The organism is Pannus brasiliensis CCIBt3594 (genome assembly GCF_036688125.1).
Taxonomy (GTDB): Bacteria; Cyanobacteriota; Cyanobacteriia; order Cyanobacteriales; family Microcystaceae; genus Pannus; species Pannus brasiliensis.
On the sequence record NZ_JBAFSM010000040.1, the window covers coordinates 34,759 to 49,977 of the forward strand.

Consider the following 15,219-nt stretch of genomic DNA (forward strand, 5'->3'; position numbering starts at 1 on the left):
CCTACGGTTTTTAACGGTTTTTAACGGTTATCTATAGGGGACGGTAAACCCGATAGTTAATATTCGGGAAAACATTATCGATCTCCTCGACTTTCTGGAGCCAACCGGAATCGATCTTCCCGGCGTTCACGTCCTCGTAGATTTTATTTAACCGGAGGAGGTGCGATCGGGTGCGACGGACCGCGTAGGGAACCATCGTCCCCGTCCGCATAATAAACGCCCAGTCCGACGATTGCGCCAGTAATAATTCCCGGGCCGCCTGATTGAGCGCGCGTTCCTCCAATTCGTCCGCCGGTTCGCGCCGACTTAACTCGATCATCCGTTCCGCCGCCTTGTGTAGGTGGGGATAGATCCAGGTATTCGTCTCGTTGAGCCAGTATTCGTGGAAACCCTTGTAACCCCAACTCGATTGGGAGGGACGGACGACCTGTTGGGTCGGGTTATCGCGCAGGTAATCGGCGAGGTGGGTCATCTGGAACGTATTCTGGTCGTACCACGCTTTCCGGAAGAGGAAATCGATAAACCACGGCCCCTCGTACCACCAGTGACCGAATAATTCCGCGTCGTAGGGGGAGACGACAATCGGCGGCCGGCCCATAATGGCCGCCAGGCTCTCCACCTGACGCTCGCGGTTGTACATGAAATTCCCCGCGTGTTCGGCGGCCTTTTCTTTCGCCCAGTAGGGATCGTATAGCGCTTTTTCCGACAATCCCCCGTCGCGGCTGGTGATTTTGTGGTATTTAATCCCGATATTCTTGCGCTGACCGTTGGGCATAATGTACGGCTTGATGTACTCGTACTCCGCTTCCCAACCGAGATCTTTATAGAATTCCCGATAGACCGTATCGCCGGGGTAGCCCACCTGAGACGACCACACCTGTTGGGAGGATTCGTGATCCCGTCCGAAAGCCGCCACCCCCGTCTCGGTGAACACCGGCGCGTAGGAACCGAACCGGGGCCGGGGACGACCGTAGAGAATGCCGTGGCCATCGACGAGGAAATAGCGGATACCCGCGTCGGCTAACATCCGTTCCACTCCCTCGTAGTACGCGCACTCGGGAAGCCAGATACCTTTGGGGGGACGGCCGAAAGTCTCCTCGTAATGTTCCGCCGCGACTTGAATTTGCGCCCAGACCGCCTGGGGATACATTTTCATCAGGGGGAGATAGCCGTGAGTCGCCCCGCAGGTGATGATCTCTAAATTGTTGCTGTCGAGGAACTGTTTAAAGGCTTTGACCAGATCTCGATCGTATTTCTCCCACGTTTGGCGGATGCTACGGAAAGATTCGGCGTAATATTCCGCGAGATACCGGATATGTCCGTTATGTTGGTTATGATCGATTTCTTTTTGAATTAATTCTTCTAATTTTGCTAAATGTTCGTCATAACGCTCTTGGAGGAGCGGATCGCGGAGCATGGACACCAACGGCGGGGTCATGCTCATCGTCATTTTAAAATCGATCCCGTCGCGTTTGAGTCCCTCGAACACTTGCAGGAGGGGAACATAAGTTTCCGTAATCGCTTCGTATAACCATTCTTCCTCTAGGACGTAATCGCTCTCCGGGTGACGCACGAAGGGCAAATGAGCGTGGAGAACGAGGGCAACATAGCCGAAAGCCATAGGAGTTCTTCTTAGAATTACTGTAAGGGAATAAAACTTTACCCTAGTATACTTTTGTTTGTCATTTTTAAATCCTTGAGGTTATGCAAGGGTTCGCCCTTCGACCGCCGACCGCATCCTTAATCCCGCGAGAAGTCCATGTTACCGAGCGATTTACTGATCTCCCGCGTCAACGGGGAAACGATTATCCCGAAACGCTTACCGGTGAACGAGACGAATCTCGACCTCGCGCGGGAGGGAATCGCCTGTTTTCAAGATAGTGTCGGCGAAACACGGGGGGAACTCGATCGCAAACTCCTGGCTCTAGAGGGAGATAGCCCCGACTATAAACTGAAACGGGGTTTCGCCCATCTCTTAAGTAATCACTTTTCTACTTTCGAGATTATCAGCCCCCTGGACCCGCCGGAACTGCGGAAACGGGTGTTCGCGGGCGCTTCCTCGATCGTACCGGTTCCGTTCAATCGATCGAGAGTCCTGGAAACCCTCGCCACGCAACTGAGTCAGGAGTTAACGCGGGAGGTATTTCCCGAAGACATCGAGAACGGTCTTTACGCGGATCTCGCCGAAAATCGAATTCTCACCCGATTCGATGCCCCCACCCCCGAAGATCTCGTCCACCGTTTCAATCTCTCGCAAATTCAGGGCGTTTTCTACCGCGCCAGTCATATTACCATCCACGTCCATCGCAACGACCCCGGCGAGTATAAATATCTCTTTCGATACTTGAAACTTTTCCGGCTGATGACCTATATCGAGGGAGACGCGGACACCGGATTTACTATCACCATCGACGGGCCGACCAGTTTATTCCATACGAACACGCGCTACGGGGTGGAAATCGCTAAAGTGATTCCCGCGCTTCTACACGTCACCCACTGGAGTTTAGACGCGCGGTTACAGTATAAAGATTCCTATTCCGGGGAGATTAAAAAGCAGAGATTCCGACTCGATGATAGTTGCGGTCTGGTGTCGCATTATTCGCCGGGTAAACCCTACGATAGTTTACTGGAGGAATCTTTCGCGAAACGCTGGTTACAACTGAAAACCGAGTGGAAGCTCGAAAGAGAGGTGGATCTCCTGCCGATACGCGGTAGCGTGATGATTCCCGATTTCCGCATCGTCCATCCCGACGGCCGGGATTTTCTGTTAGAAATTGTCGGCTACTGGCGACCGGAATATTTACAGAAAAAGTTCTGGCAGGCTAAATCGATCGAGTCGGATAATCTCATTCTCGCGGTATCCGAGCGCTTGAATCTGGAAAAGGCGGGAGTGAAGTTCCAAGACCTACCGACGCGGTTGATCTGGTTTAAAGATAAATTATCCCCGAAAGCCGTGATCGATTTATTAGAAAGTTAAACCGTTTCCATCCACGCGAGACATTTTTGAAACTCCTCGCGCATTCTCTCCGCGGACGCGTGGAACCGTCTGCCGTGACCCGGAAGTAACCATTCCCAGCGATAATTTAAGAGTTTCCGATTCGATCGCACCAATTCCGACCACGAATACCAACAATAATTCCGAAAAGCGATAATTTGACCCGAATCGTCCGACCAAGCCAGATCATCGCCGGTAAACAGGAACTTATCTCGATATAACAGTACCGTGTGTCCTTTACTGTGGCCGGGGACGGGAATAATCCGCGCGTCCGGCAGAAACTCGATCGCCTCTTCCCCCGTCAGTTTAATCTCCACGTCGCGGGTATCGGTCGTGATATCGTCCTCGTGCAAAATGCGATCGCACCCGAAATACTCGTGGAATCGCGCGTGATCCGCCACGTCGTCCCGATGGGTCAGATACATCCAGCGAATTCCCCCCATCCCTTCCAAACGCTTCACCAGAGGAGGGGTAAAACGGGGAGAATCGATTAAAATATTCCCGGACGGATGTTGGATCAAATAACTGGTCGCGCCGAAGGACGATTCCGAGTGATAACCGCAATCGTAGACATTATCCTCGATATTTAACGGAAAATCCGCTTGAACTTTCGTGATATCGATCGGTTTCTCGATCGTGCCGATCGATCCGGTGGGACAGGATAATAAAGCTTGTAGCGCGAGTTCGCGTTCTCTCGCGTCGATCGGTTGGTGGTAGACCGCGGACTGTTCCCCCTCCTCGCGGAAGACGCTAGGAGCCATCCAACGGCAGGTATCGCAGTCAATACAACTAGAATCGACGTAAAAATCCCCCGTCACGTTCTCCGGTCTACGGTGCTTGAGAGTGGCCATAGAAATTACCTTTATTTTCACTCTAACCGATCGCCCTCGCCGGGGAGGAATCGCGAGAGGTATCGGCGCGGTGGGGAAATCTGAACGGATTGTTACCTCGATCGATCCGCTCCCGGCTTCCCGTGTTATCAATAAGAGAAAGCTTACTGAGAAGTCTTAGAAATCAGTGCTAATATTGTAAATATCGGGTGCTAGAGACAGGCTAACGCTAGAAAATCGGAAATTCACCATGATTTCAGTCTTCAGTCACGGAAAAACATCGATTCAGAACAATCCCGCCTGGAAATTCGCGTATATCGGGGGAACCGCGGGAGAGCGAAACCCGGACACGATTTCTACCCTAAGAGAGATGCGGGTGGGCGATCGAGTGCGGGTCGAGGGATACGACGATCGCGACCTCCAGAAGTCGGGATTGAGCGTCGGCGCGGAGATCCGGGTTTTGAGTCGAACCCCGAGTGGTTCGGTAATGGTTCAACTCGGGGAAAGACAGATCGGCATCGGCGCGGGAATCATCGATCGGATTTTCGTCAAACCCCTCTGATTCCGTTAGCCGGAAAGCTTTTCGGTGGGGTACGCGATGCTAACCCACCCGGCGATCGATTTTGTCGCTCGCGAGCTATCGGAATTTCCGGCCGCGGGAAACTCTCCCTCGATCCGATCGGTCACAATTCCGGGAACGTGTGGAGTGAGGCAGACATGAAACGACAGTTGACCGCGATTTTAATCACGCTCGCCGTGACCGCGATGGTTCCCCTACCGACGCGAGCGGGCAGTATTTTCGATCGCATCCAGAAAACGGGAACGATTACCGCGGGAGCGAGAAAGGACGCGATCCCCTTCGGTTACGTGAACTCTCAAGGGAAATGGGTGGGTTATTCCCTCGATATGTTGGAATTAATCCGCAAGGAAGCCGAGCGCCGTCTCGGAAAACCGATTAAACTGAAACTGGTCGAGGTAACACCGCAAAATCGCCTGGAAAAGATTAAAGATGGCAGTATCGACATCGAGTGCGGTTCCACTACCTTCACCTGGAAGCGCGAGAATGAAGTGGATTTCTCGGTCAGTTATTTCGCCAACGGAACCAAGATACTGGTGAAAAAAGGCAGTGGACTGGGATCGATCGATAGTCTAGACCGGAAACGCGTCGGGGTAATCCCCAAAACCACCAACGAAGCGGCGATCAAAACCCAACAACCGGCCGCCATTCTCGTACCGGTCAAAGATCGGAACGAGGGGTTAAAAAAACTGGAGGCCGGGGAAATCGACGCGTTCGCCAGTGACGGGATCACCCTCGAAGGTTTACGGAAAAGTTCCCCGAGCGGCGGTAATTTGGAGATCGTCCCCGAATATCCCTACGCTTACGAGTCCTACGCCTGTACCCTGCCGCAAGATGATTCTAAATGGCGGGATACGGTGAATTATAGTCTCGTGCGTTTTATGGAAGGGATCGTCAGCGACCAACAGCGATCGGTCGCGATCCTCGATCGATGGTTCGGGGAGGATGGCGCGGTTCCCTACTCCCGCGAGGCGATTAACGAGTATTTTCAGGGAATCGTCAACAGTTACGAGTGGATTCCCCTGACGGATAACTAATCCCGATTTTCTCGCGTTCTAATCGGCCCGCGCTCGGGGGAAAACGGGGAAACATTCGATCGGGACTCGAACCCTCTTGTACCCCGATCGCCGGCCGTTCGATCCGGGATACGAAATTCCCACGGTTTTCCCCTTCCGTCAGCGCGTTCTCTCGGGGGTGTCGGTCGCGTTATTCTCGGGATTTTTTCGATCGAATCCTCGGCCCGATCGCTTTCCTTGCCAAACAGATCCTCATTGATTATACTGGGCGTATTCTATCTATTATTAAAGGATAAAACCTATGGATATGAATCCGATCACTCTTCCCAAAAGAGCCTTGAGAAGATTACTGCTCTTGTCGATGCAAACGGAAAAACGGGGGCCGAATTTTACCCGATACTATATGTATAAACATTTGGCGAATGTCTTAAAGGATCAAAATCGCCAAGGCAAGATTCTTTCGATTAGTAACTCGAATAGATTATGTAATATCATGTTGGACGTGGATAATTCGGAAATGATTAAAGCCAATTATCCCGAATATAATATGATCGATCTAGCCTTTGAAGATAATCAGTTCGATTTCGTGGTTAGCGATCAAGTTCTCGAACACGTTGAAGGGAGTCCCCAGAAAGCGATCGATGAAACTTACCGGGTTCTGAAACCGGGGGGGATCGCGATTCATACCACCGTTTTCATGTACCCTAAACATGGCGCGCCGTGTGATTTTTGGCGATTTTCTCCGGATTCATTGAAACTTCTCTGTCACAATTTCTCTCGGGTGATCGATGTCGATGGATGGGGGAATCCCTACGCGTGGTTTATCCCCTGGGTCGGTCTGTGGGGAGAGGGAATTCCCGACGCGGAGTGGCACCCCTTACATAAAATCGCGATGACCAATTCGGAGCGATGGCAGATCGTTTCTTGGGTGGTCGCTCAAAAATAAAGGAAAAACGGGTCGATCGCGGGCCGACACGCTAAAGAGTTCGAGATTGTACCTCCATCACCCCGATCGAGTCCCGCTCGAAAGCCAATAGAAAGACTCGGGATTTCAAAAAAGCTCCGGCAAAATTCTCCTCGATAAGCGGGACGGACAGAGCGAACTTTTTCGCCCCGGCCGGGCCGGCGTTTTGCTCCCGACCCCCCGGAAGACTTCTACCGTAACGATTTCAGCCGTCTTGTCCCCGATCGGCACTAACACATCCGATCGAATCTCGCCATCACGATTTTTAATGCTTGAAACGAAAACAAAAAATTTTTCTTTATCTGTATTCGCTCTATCCTTCCGTTCGTGGCCGATCGATAGATCGATCACTATGATAGTAAGCAGTAATAAAAATTCATGAATATTCATGTTCGTTTCCCATTCTAAAATCGATCGCTTCAAAACCTTCCTCAAAGAAAATCTCCTGTTCGGTAACGAGCCGACCCCGGAATTATTCGCCATTCTCGGGGTTTACTTCGTGCAGGGAATTCTTGGACTGGCGCGGCTCGCGGTCAGTTTTTTCCTCAAAGACGATCTCGGCCTCAGCCCGGCGGAAATGGGCGCGCTCATCGGTGTGGCCGCGCTCCCCTGGGTCGTGAAACCGCTTTTCGGCTTTATCTCCGATGGTTTACCGATTTTCGGCTACCGTCGTCGTCCCTACCTGATTTTATCGGGAATGATGGGCTGTTTCGCGTGGTTAGCGCTGGCGACGGTGGTAGAGACCGCGTGGCAAGCGACCTTGGCGATTCTCTTCTCTTCCCTATCGGTGGCGATCGGTGACGTGATCGTGGATTCGCTCGTAGTAGAGAGAGCGAGAAGGGAATCGCTCACCCGGTCGGGATCGCTTCAATCGCTGACCTGGGGGATCTCGGCCGTGGGAGGACTGATCACCGCGTACCTCAGCGGTTGGTTACTGGAACATCTAGGCAGTCGATCGATCTTCGACATTACCGCGCTTTTCCCCCTGATCGCGTCCGCGATGGCTTTTCTGATCGTCGAGGAGAGAGTGAGCGCCGCTTCGGAAACGTCCTCGATCGGCGTGAAACAGCAGATCGGGCAATTATGGCGGGCGATCACGCAAAAATCGATTTTATTGCCCACCGCGTTTATTTTCCTCTGGCAAGCGACCCCTAGTGCCGATTCGGCCTTTTTCTACTTCACAACTAACGAGCTAGGCTTTGAACCGGAATTTTTAGGACGGGTGCGCTTGGTGACGAGTTTAGCCTCTCTCTTGGGAATCTGGATTTACCAACATTTTTTAAAATCGATTTCTTTCCGGGTAATTTTAGGCTGGAGTACGGTCATTTCCTCCCTTTTGGGGATGACGACTTTATTACTCGTCACCCATACCAATCGATCGCTAGGAATCGACGATCATTGGTTCAGTCTCGGCGATAGTTTAATTCTGACCGTCATGGGACAGATCGCGTTTTTACCGATTTTGGTATTGTCCGCTCGTCTGTGTCCGGTGGGGATCGAGGCTTCTTTATTCGCGTTATTAATGTCGATTTATAATATGGCCGGATTAGTCTCGCAGGAATTGGGAGCGTTATTAACCCATTGGTTGGGGGTGACGGAAACGGATTTTCAAAACCTCTGGTTACTGGTGGTACTGGCGAATGTTTCTACCCTATTACCGTTACCGTTGATCCGCTGGCTACCCTCCGGAGATCCGCAATCGATCGATAATGTTTTCCCCCCGGCCGGAGTCTACGAACATCACGCCACCGGTTCGATCGGCGAGGCTTCTTTTATTCCCGATCTCGTCCCCGAATTTCTCGATGGTGGGGAAAAATTACGCTCGACAGAAAATTAGGAATTCAAGAGCGGTAAGGTTAGGGCGATCGCCACGCTAACCCCCGTCCCGATCGCCGCTTTCAAAATATCGATCGAGACGATTTTTCCCGTTTCCCGGAGGGATCGATCGGCCCGATCGATCGTTAACGCGATCTCTCTACCTCCCAACAATCCGAGAAAAACCCAGGTGGTACTCATAGGAATATGATTGTAACTGACGAAAAAGAGTAGGAGCGAGGCATAGATAAAATTAATAATCGTCGCCGATCGAGGATCGTGAGTATTGGTTTTATCGGTGACGATTTTCTCGATTCTTCCCCCGTGATTGATAAACACGATCGCCTGTAGGGATAACATTACTACCAGAGAACCGAGCAACCATTCTATACTTAACTCTCTCGGTAAATAGGCGAAAATATTGGCGAAGTCCTGAACGAGCCATTGACTCCACAGGAATCCCGAAGAAATCCATTGTAAAATAATCCAGACTTTTCCCTGTTCTTTGCCGACGGTTTCGAGAAAAAACATTTCCCATCGGCTGATAATTGTATATAATAAAAATCCTACAAAAATAGCCAACAGATAACCCCAAGCCGATTTACTTAACATCTCATTGAGGGCTTGCGGGGCGAAAACCGTTAGGATTAAAAACGTCGTACTAACGGGAATTCCGAAACTCGTCAGGATTAAAATGGCTAGTGGGGGGATAATATAGATCCAGGTGAAGGTTTCGGGAAACGGGACGATCGCTAATCTCCCGTAAGCCACATCCCCCCGATTAAAATACCACCCCGCGATAAAAATCGTCGCCAGAATAAAGCTCGTGTATAGCCAGAGAACCCACCAGGGACGGTCCTCGTTCGCGCTGATAAAAGTTCCTAGCGTTTGGAGCGCGTCATTGGCGACAATGGCGTAAGCGGACAGACAGAAACCCGCGAGCATGAAAAAATCACCTATCATCGATCGAATTCCGATTTTAAATCCCGTCGCATCAATTCCGTCACCGCCTCCGCGGGAGTGATTTCCCCCTGTAAAAGTCGGTGAACCTGAACGGCTATCGGCACGTATAAATTCTTGTCTCCCGCGATTCTAATCAAAACCTCGGTGGTATTCACTCCCTCCGCGGTTCCCTCTAGCCGTTCTAAAATTTCCGCTAAAGATAAGCCTAAAGACAATTGATAACCGACCTGATAATTCCGCGATAGGGGACTATTACAGGTCGCCAGTAAATCCCCCAAACCCGACAGCCCGAAAAACGTTTCCGCGCGTCCGCCGAGCGCGGTTCCCACCCGTACCATTTCCGGCAGAGCGCGGGTTAAAAGAGCCGATTTCGCGTTCGTTCCCAACTGTAAACCATCACAAACGCCGGAAGCGATCGCCATCACATTTTTCAACGTCCCGCCCAATTCCGTCCCCAACGGATCATCATTAATATAGACGCGGAATTTTTCCGAGGCGAATAAAAATTGTACCGTTTCCGCCGCGGTTTTCTCGTAACTGGATACCACCGTCGCGGCCGGTAAACCCCGATCGATCTCCTTCGACAGATTCGGCCCCGACAGGACAACGAGCGGAAAATTCGGGAAAGCCTCGCGCCAGAGGTGAAAAGCGGTTTTTGTCGTCACCGGATCGAGTCCTTTCGTCGCCGTGAGCAGGATCGTTCCTTCGGGTAAACCGATTTTCTGTAATTTCTCGATCGTCGGGGGAACCCCCTTAATCGAGACCGCAGAAACGACCACATCGGCTGTACACACTACAGAGCGTAGATCCTCGCCACTATGCCGCGACCAGAGATACACGCTCGATCGATTTTGGAACGCGAGATTTCCCAGGGTAGTCCCCCAGGCACCCGCGCCGATAATCGTCACCACTTTCGCCTTTCCGTTCAAATTCCCTCACTCCCGCGCGCGAAAACTTACTATAAAGTAATGATCGGTTATTTCTGCTATTTAGTGGGTTACGCTTCGCTAACCTACCCTACCCATTACCCAATCCTATGACCTACCGCAATCCCACCCCCACCGTCGATATTATCATCGAACTTCTGGACTCGCCCCACCGGCCGATCGTGCTGATCGAGCGGAAGAATCCCCCCTACGGCTGGGCGATTCCCGGCGGATTCGTGGATTACGGCGAATCGGTGGAAACCGCGGCGATTCGCGAGGCTTTGGAGGAAGTGAATCTAGAGGTGGAATTAATCGAGCAATTTCAAGTCTACTCCGATCCCGATCGAGATCCCCGGCAACACACGATCAGCGTGGTTTTTATCGCCGTAGCTCAAGGAAGACCGATCGCCGCCGATGACGCGAAAAATGTCGGCGTTTTCCACGTCTGGGAGTTTCCCGAACCGCTCTGCTTCGACCACGCTCGTATTCTCGCCGATTATCGCCGCTATCGGGATTACGGAATTCGACCTCGACCGTGAAAGGATTCACCGCGGAGGACACGGAGAGGGTTAACCGACGTATAAAATTAACTTATCCCACCGGGAGAGAGCCGGATAGATTTCTAGCGGGAAAAAATAGGAGAGCGCGAAAATGGCCAACAAACAGAAATTCCCCTTCCTACTGGGATCGAAATGGACCGCGAAACAGAAAACGCTCGGATGGCGACATTTTCAGGTTGTTAACCGTCGGGATCAGGGAAAATGGGTTTTCGCGGAGTTGGTGGCTTCCTGCGATCCGAGCGCTCGTTTCTGGATCAACGCGAAACAGTTGAAAGATCCGGAAATCTGGGAAGCCGGTTGGAAAACGATGACCGAAATGGCGCGCCCCGATTCCGAAGACGAGATGATATGGCAGTAAGCTATCGGCTCGGCGGTAAATTTACAAATATGAGCGAAGATCGAGAGGGAAAATGGGCGATAACCTTATGATCACCGATCGCGATCTCTTTCGATCGATGCTTCCCGATCGAGATGAAATGTCATCAATTCTTCTTATGTCCTACAGTGACTTTACTAGCATCGGCAAAGTTAAAAATGCTTTCGGCATCAACACCGTCGAGGGGGTGTCTTTTTTCCCGGAAATCGAACCGATTACCCCCTCTACTACCCTGAGCGAATTTCTACAGGAAAGCCTACCGTTAGCCGTGGCGACCGGAAGCGGAAAAGCTCGATCGGAATTAATTATCAGTCCCGTTCTGCTAGAAGTGAGAAAACATCTGGAACGCCAGATCAGCCTCTTTTCCGGGGAAGATTTCACCGTCGATCCCGCGCGGGGATTAAGCGGGGTTTGTGACTTTCTCATCAGTCTCTCTCCCGAACTTTTGGAAATCGAAGCGCCCGCGGTAATTATCGTCGAGGCGAAAAAAGCCGATCTAAAAACGGGAATCGGTCAATGTGTCGCGGAAATGGTCGCGGCGCAACAATTTAACGAGGCCAGAGGTCAGGCGATCCCGACGATTTACGGTTGTGTTACCAGTGGGACGCAATGGCGTTTCTTACAGTTGGAAGGAACTACGGTTACTATCGATCTCACCGATTATCCCCTGCCGCCGATCGATCGAATTCTCGGCATTCTCGTCTGGATGTCCCGAATTCCTCCCTCGTTCGATCGCTAATTATGAACTCTCCGGCATGACGGGAAAAAAGTCGGTAAAGCGGGCGATTCTCTTTTGGATTAAATTTGATTTGCGAGCTTCACTTTTGCAAGCAGTCTTATCCCTTACAACCCTCGCTCTCGCGTACTCCAAACCGAAGAATCGAAAAGGAAACCCGCGCCTTTCTTTCCCGAAAAATTCATTCTGCTAAAACGACTTTCGGCTGTAAATAACAACTTTCGTCGTCTCCCGCGATCTGGCCGATGCCGAGGAATTTGCCGTCTTCCGACTCGATCGCCCGAAACGCGCCTTTCTCTCCCCCCTCCAGGGCGATTTTCCGTCCGTGGAACCAATCGATCGAACTCTCCGGGGACAATCGCAGGAATTCTAACCCCTGTAACGCGACTCGCGGGGGTAGCAAAATCTCGTGGATATCCGCCGCGGCGAGAGTTTCTAGGGTGATGCTGTCGCTTAACTCCATCCCACAGCTTCGGGTACGGATTAACCCCGCTAACGTGCCTCCCACGCCGACGAGATCGCCGAGATCCCGCGCGATCGATCGAATATAGGTTCCGCCACCGCACTCGATCGAGACTTCCAATTCGGGAAACTCCCCTTCCGTCCATCCTAAAACCGTTATCCCGTAAATCTCCACGATCCGGGGCGGAACCTCGATAATCTCTCCTTTTCTCGCCAGTTCGTAGAGCCGTTTACCGTCTTTCTGAATCGCGCTAAACATCGGCGGGATCTGTTCGATCGATCCCGAAAAGCGCGGTAAATAAGTTTCAACTGTCTTTAGACAGAGATCGGGACAGGGGTTCGATCGAATTACCTCCCCCTCGATATCGTCGGTATTCGTGGTCATTCCGAAGCGAATCCTCGCCCGATACGCCTTTTTATCGGGTAAATAGGACAATAATCGGGTAGCGTTGCCGACGGCGATCGGCAAAACCCCCGTCGCCATCGGATCGAGGGTTCCCCCGTGACCGACGCGCTTGGTTTTCAGAATACGCCGCACCCTCGCCACGCAATCGTGGGAAGTCCAGCCGGAAGGTTTATCTAAATTGACAAAACCGAGCATTGTAGGAGGCAGGAGGCAGAGGGCAGGAGGCAGGAGGATATTAGCCGTAAGCTATCAGTTTTTAGAGATTTAATTCCCAATAATTTCCCATTATCGGCTATTGGCTGACGGCTGACGGCTCGTACAATTGTAATACATCCGTGATCGGCAAACGGGATTTCACTCCCAGAGAGAGGGGGGACACGCGACCCCGATCGAAGTGATCGACCGCGGCGCGCGCTATCATGGCGGCGTTATCCGTGCAGAGTTTGAGGGGGGGAAAATACACGGTGATGTCGTGTTCGGCCGCGGCGGCCTGTAGACGCGTGCGTAGGGCGCTATTCGCGGCGACTCCTCCCCCGATAGCGATCGATTGTAAACCGTGATCGAGGGCGCAGGCGATCGCTCTTCGGGTTAAACTACGGGCGACGGTTTCCTGAAAACTAGCGGCCAGATCGGCGACGGGGATAGCGCCCTCGCTTTCCAATTTCTGTACCAATCGCGAGACCGCCGTTTTTAAACCGCTAAAACTGGAGTCATAGGGGTGAAAACCGCCGTCTGGTAGGGAAATTTTGCCTTCTGGTAGGGAAAACGCCTGAGGATCGCCCTCTCGGGCCGATCGATCGATCGCCGGCCCTCCCGGATAACTCAACTTCAACAGCCGCGCCACTTTATCGAAAGCCTCCCCGGCCGCGTCGTCTCTAGTAGTCCCCAATTGTTCGTAATCGCCACAATCTTTAACGTGGATCAGGCTGGTGTGTCCGCCCGATACCAACAGGCAGAGAAAAGGCGGTTTTAAGGTCGGTTCGGCGAGATAGGAGGCGTAAATATGTCCCTCTAGGTGATGTACGCCGATAAAAGGTTTCCGTCGCGCGATCGCTAACGTTTTCGCCGTCGTCATGCCCACCATCAACGCCCCTACCAATCCCGGCGCGACGGTAGCCGCCACCGCATCGATACCGTCCCAATCCAATCCGGATTCCTGTAACGCCTTTTCCAGACAGAAATTGATCGTTTCCAGGTGTTGCCGCGAGGCCATTTCCGGCACTACCCCACCGTAGGCGCGATGGAGGTCGATTTGAGAGGCGACGACACTACTAAACACGCGTTCATTATCGACGATAGCGACCGCCGTTTCATCACAACTGGTTTCGATGGCGAGAATAGTGGACATGGGAGGAGTCAGGAGTCAGGAGGCAGACCGTAGGGTGGATTAGCGAAGCGTAATCCACCAAAAAGCAAAAGGCACGAAACAGGAGGGCGTTAACCATGATAATTAATCCCCGTGGCTACCGATTAACTCCAATCCTGTTGATCTTCTTGGCGAACTCGGTAAATATGTCCTTTAGCGTGGAGGAGTCGGGTTTTCTCGAAAAGTTCGGCTTCGGTTATCTGCCAGTTTTGTAGGACTAACTCTAGATCGCGCTGGATATCTCGCGCGCCGGGGAAACCCTGATAGCGAATCCGCAGACGGGCGCACTCTGCAATATTCATATCGTTAGGTTCGCCTTTGAGTAGGGAATTCACGACTTCTCGATCGGGTTTTTGTTGGGGGTGTTGTTGTTCCTGTAAATTCGCCATTTTTAATCAAACCAGCCGATTTCTTTATCGGTTAACTCGGTAGACGCGGGGGTGGGAGCGACGTAGCGCGCTAGTGTCCTCATCTCGAAATTATACAGGCTAGGTTTTTTAACCGCGGGTTTCGGCGCGGGTTCCAGTTTCGCGGCGGGTTTTTCTAGGGTTTGAATCTGTTTATAGAGTTTTTCGACCAGTTCTTTACTCGTTTCTAACTCGCTTTCCGACTCCCGCAGTCGATCGGATAGTTTCTCCACGAGCGCGGTTTGTTCTTCGAGGAGGGTTTGTAATTGGTGTTCCTGTTCGCGTTCTTGTTGCAGTCGCTCGAACCGCTCTTTTTCCTGTTTTAACTCGTTTTCGAGACTATTCACCCGCTCTTGTAGGGGTTTCGCTTTTTCCCCGGCGGTTTTGAGAGAATCCGTTTCTTCCGCTAGGCGATCGAACCGCTCTTTTTCCTGTTTTAACTCGTTTTCGAGACTATTCACCCGCTCTTGTAGGGTTTTCGCTTTTTCTCCCGCGGTTTCGAGATCTTTCGTTAATTCGGTAATCTTCGTCTGTAAGGTCGCGTTCTTCGTCTCGCGCGGACGTTTCGGGGAAGTGACGGCAGAGGGTTCGGATTCGACCTCTTTTTTCACCTCCTGACGGATTAGATCGTTTAGATTGCCTTTGGTCATAAGTTATCGCCCGCTCGTGTCGTGACCTCACAGCCCCTATTGTATCTTTCGATCGCCACTTCCCCGCGGGGCGATCGGGTATTAGCGATCGAAAAATCCCTCCCTCGTGTAGGTAAGGAGTAAGGAGTCAGGAGTCAGGAGTCAGGAGTCAGGAGTCAGGAGTCAGGAGT

General features: G+C 51.8%; 16 protein-coding genes. 8 read left to right on the top strand and 8 right to left on the bottom strand.

The genetic code is table 11. The features are described 5' to 3' along the window. Positions 1–31: 31 nt before the first annotated feature. Positions 32–1,621 (bottom strand): glycoside hydrolase family 57 protein, encoded by a 1,590-nt coding sequence (locus V0288_RS18260; RefSeq protein WP_332866584.1) that lies wholly within the window; start codon positions 1,619–1,621, stop codon positions 32–34. A 138-nt stretch (positions 1,622–1,759) separates the two neighbouring features. Here V0288_RS18260 and V0288_RS18265 point away from each other — a divergent pair, with 138 nt between their 5' ends. Then, the gene (locus V0288_RS18265) at positions 1,760–2,977 is read left to right on the top strand and encodes a DUF790 family protein (RefSeq protein ID WP_332866585.1); all 1,218 of its coding nucleotides are present in this window, start codon (positions 1,760–1,762) and stop codon (positions 2,975–2,977) included. On the opposite strand, the gene V0288_RS18270 is transcribed toward V0288_RS18265, so the two are convergent. Next, complete coding sequence (locus tag V0288_RS18270; protein WP_332866586.1) at positions 2,974–3,846, bottom strand: MBL fold metallo-hydrolase; 873 nt, start codon at positions 3,844–3,846, stop codon at positions 2,974–2,976. The two genes, V0288_RS18265 and V0288_RS18270, sit on opposite strands and share 4 nt — an antisense overlap. Positions 3,847–4,075: 229 nt before the next feature. On the opposite strand from V0288_RS18270, the gene V0288_RS18275 reads away from it, so the two are divergent. The 4 genes from V0288_RS18275 (at position 4,076) to V0288_RS18290 (ending at position 8,219) form a co-directional block, all read left to right on the top strand. Further along, a complete protein-coding gene (locus tag V0288_RS18275; protein ID WP_332866587.1) occupies positions 4,076–4,387 on the top strand; it encodes a FeoA family protein in 312 nt (103 codons plus the stop codon). A 155-nt stretch (positions 4,388–4,542) separates the two neighbouring features. Then, positions 4,543–5,439 (top strand): amino acid ABC transporter substrate-binding protein, encoded by an 897-nt coding sequence (locus V0288_RS18280; protein WP_332866588.1) that lies wholly within the window; start codon positions 4,543–4,545, stop codon positions 5,437–5,439. Positions 5,440–5,719: 280 nt separating this feature from the next. After that, a complete protein-coding gene (locus V0288_RS18285) occupies positions 5,720–6,364 on the top strand; it encodes a class I SAM-dependent methyltransferase (protein ID WP_332866589.1) in 645 nt (214 codons plus the stop codon). Between the two features lie 406 nt (positions 6,365–6,770). After that, the gene (locus tag V0288_RS18290) at positions 6,771–8,219 is read left to right on the top strand and encodes a folate/biopterin family MFS transporter (protein ID WP_332866590.1); all 1,449 of its coding nucleotides are present in this window, start codon (positions 6,771–6,773) and stop codon (positions 8,217–8,219) included. Here V0288_RS18290 and V0288_RS18295 read toward each other — a convergent pair. Together V0288_RS18295 and V0288_RS18300 are read right to left on the bottom strand one after the other, a co-directional pair. Beyond that, on the bottom strand, positions 8,216–9,142 hold the full coding sequence (locus V0288_RS18295) for a hypothetical protein (RefSeq protein ID WP_422662016.1): 927 nt from the start codon (positions 9,140–9,142) through the stop codon (positions 8,216–8,218). The two genes, V0288_RS18290 and V0288_RS18295, sit on opposite strands and share 4 nt — an antisense overlap. Positions 9,143–9,156: 14 nt before the next feature. Continuing rightward, positions 9,157–10,089, bottom strand: a complete 933-nt coding sequence (locus V0288_RS18300) for an NAD(P)H-dependent glycerol-3-phosphate dehydrogenase (RefSeq protein WP_332866592.1) — start codon at positions 10,087–10,089, stop codon at positions 9,157–9,159. 107 nt (positions 10,090–10,196) lie between these two features. Between V0288_RS18300 and V0288_RS18305 the strand changes: the two genes are divergently transcribed. The 3 genes from V0288_RS18305 (at position 10,197) to V0288_RS18315 (ending at position 11,761) form a co-directional block, all read left to right on the top strand. Continuing rightward, the gene (locus V0288_RS18305; RefSeq protein WP_332866593.1) at positions 10,197–10,625 is read left to right on the top strand and encodes an NUDIX hydrolase; all 429 of its coding nucleotides are present in this window, start codon (positions 10,197–10,199) and stop codon (positions 10,623–10,625) included. A gap of 112 nt (positions 10,626–10,737) precedes the next feature. Continuing rightward, the gene (locus V0288_RS18310) at positions 10,738–11,004 is read left to right on the top strand and encodes a TIGR02450 family Trp-rich protein (RefSeq protein WP_332866594.1); all 267 of its coding nucleotides are present in this window, start codon (positions 10,738–10,740) and stop codon (positions 11,002–11,004) included. A 52-nt stretch (positions 11,005–11,056) separates the two neighbouring features. Next, entirely contained in the window at positions 11,057–11,761 is a 705-nt protein-coding gene (locus V0288_RS18315; protein ID WP_332866595.1) for a hypothetical protein, read from the top strand. Between the two features lie 178 nt (positions 11,762–11,939). Here the strand turns inward: V0288_RS18315 and truB are convergent, their stop codons facing one another. The 4 genes from truB to V0288_RS18335 all read right to left on the bottom strand — a co-directional run bounded on the left by truB (position 11,940) and on the right by V0288_RS18335 (position 15,049). Next, positions 11,940–12,821 (bottom strand): tRNA pseudouridine(55) synthase TruB, encoded by an 882-nt coding sequence (gene truB / locus V0288_RS18320; RefSeq protein WP_332866596.1) that lies wholly within the window; start codon positions 12,819–12,821, stop codon positions 11,940–11,942. Positions 12,822–12,918: 97 nt separating this feature from the next. Then, the gene (gene tsaD, locus V0288_RS18325; protein ID WP_332866597.1) at positions 12,919–13,974 is read right to left on the bottom strand and encodes a tRNA (adenosine(37)-N6)-threonylcarbamoyltransferase complex transferase subunit TsaD; all 1,056 of its coding nucleotides are present in this window, start codon (positions 13,972–13,974) and stop codon (positions 12,919–12,921) included. Between the two features lie 122 nt (positions 13,975–14,096). Beyond that, complete coding sequence (locus tag V0288_RS18330; RefSeq protein ID WP_332866598.1) at positions 14,097–14,381, bottom strand: DUF3288 family protein; 285 nt, start codon at positions 14,379–14,381, stop codon at positions 14,097–14,099. A gap of 2 nt (positions 14,382–14,383) precedes the next feature. Then, positions 14,384–15,049, bottom strand: a complete 666-nt coding sequence (locus tag V0288_RS18335) for a hypothetical protein (protein ID WP_332866599.1) — start codon at positions 15,047–15,049, stop codon at positions 14,384–14,386. Between the last annotated feature and the right edge of the window lie 170 nt (positions 15,050–15,219).

Bases quoted from the DNA above. Each gene is read 5' to 3' on its own strand.
- V0288_RS18260 (WP_332866584.1), bottom strand. From the start codon at position 1,621: ATGGCTTTCGGCTATGTTGCCCTCGTTCTCCACGCTCATTTGCCCTTC.
- V0288_RS18265 (WP_332866585.1), top strand. From the start codon at position 1,760: ATGTTACCGAGCGATTTACTGATCTCCCGCGTCAACGGGGAAACGATT.
- V0288_RS18270 (WP_332866586.1), bottom strand. From the start codon at position 3,846: ATGGCCACTCTCAAGCACCGTAGACCGGAGAACGTGACGGGGGATTTT.
- V0288_RS18275 (WP_332866587.1), top strand. From the start codon at position 4,076: ATGATTTCAGTCTTCAGTCACGGAAAAACATCGATTCAGAACAATCCC.
- V0288_RS18280 (WP_332866588.1), top strand. From the start codon at position 4,543: ATGAAACGACAGTTGACCGCGATTTTAATCACGCTCGCCGTGACCGCG.
- V0288_RS18285 (WP_332866589.1), top strand. From the start codon at position 5,720: ATGGATATGAATCCGATCACTCTTCCCAAAAGAGCCTTGAGAAGATTA.
- V0288_RS18290 (WP_332866590.1), top strand. From the start codon at position 6,771: ATGTTCGTTTCCCATTCTAAAATCGATCGCTTCAAAACCTTCCTCAAA.
- V0288_RS18295 (WP_422662016.1), bottom strand. From the start codon at position 9,142: ATGCTCGCGGGTTTCTGTCTGTCCGCTTACGCCATTGTCGCCAATGAC.
- V0288_RS18305 (WP_332866593.1), top strand. From the start codon at position 10,197: ATGACCTACCGCAATCCCACCCCCACCGTCGATATTATCATCGAACTT.
- V0288_RS18310 (WP_332866594.1), top strand. From the start codon at position 10,738: ATGGCCAACAAACAGAAATTCCCCTTCCTACTGGGATCGAAATGGACC.
- V0288_RS18315 (WP_332866595.1), top strand. From the start codon at position 11,057: ATGGGCGATAACCTTATGATCACCGATCGCGATCTCTTTCGATCGATG.
- truB (WP_332866596.1), bottom strand. From the start codon at position 12,821: ATGCTCGGTTTTGTCAATTTAGATAAACCTTCCGGCTGGACTTCCCAC.
- tsaD (WP_332866597.1), bottom strand. From the start codon at position 13,974: ATGTCCACTATTCTCGCCATCGAAACCAGTTGTGATGAAACGGCGGTC.
- V0288_RS18330 (WP_332866598.1), bottom strand. From the start codon at position 14,381: ATGGCGAATTTACAGGAACAACAACACCCCCAACAAAAACCCGATCGA.
- V0288_RS18335 (WP_332866599.1), bottom strand. From the start codon at position 15,049: ATGACCAAAGGCAATCTAAACGATCTAATCCGTCAGGAGGTGAAAAAA.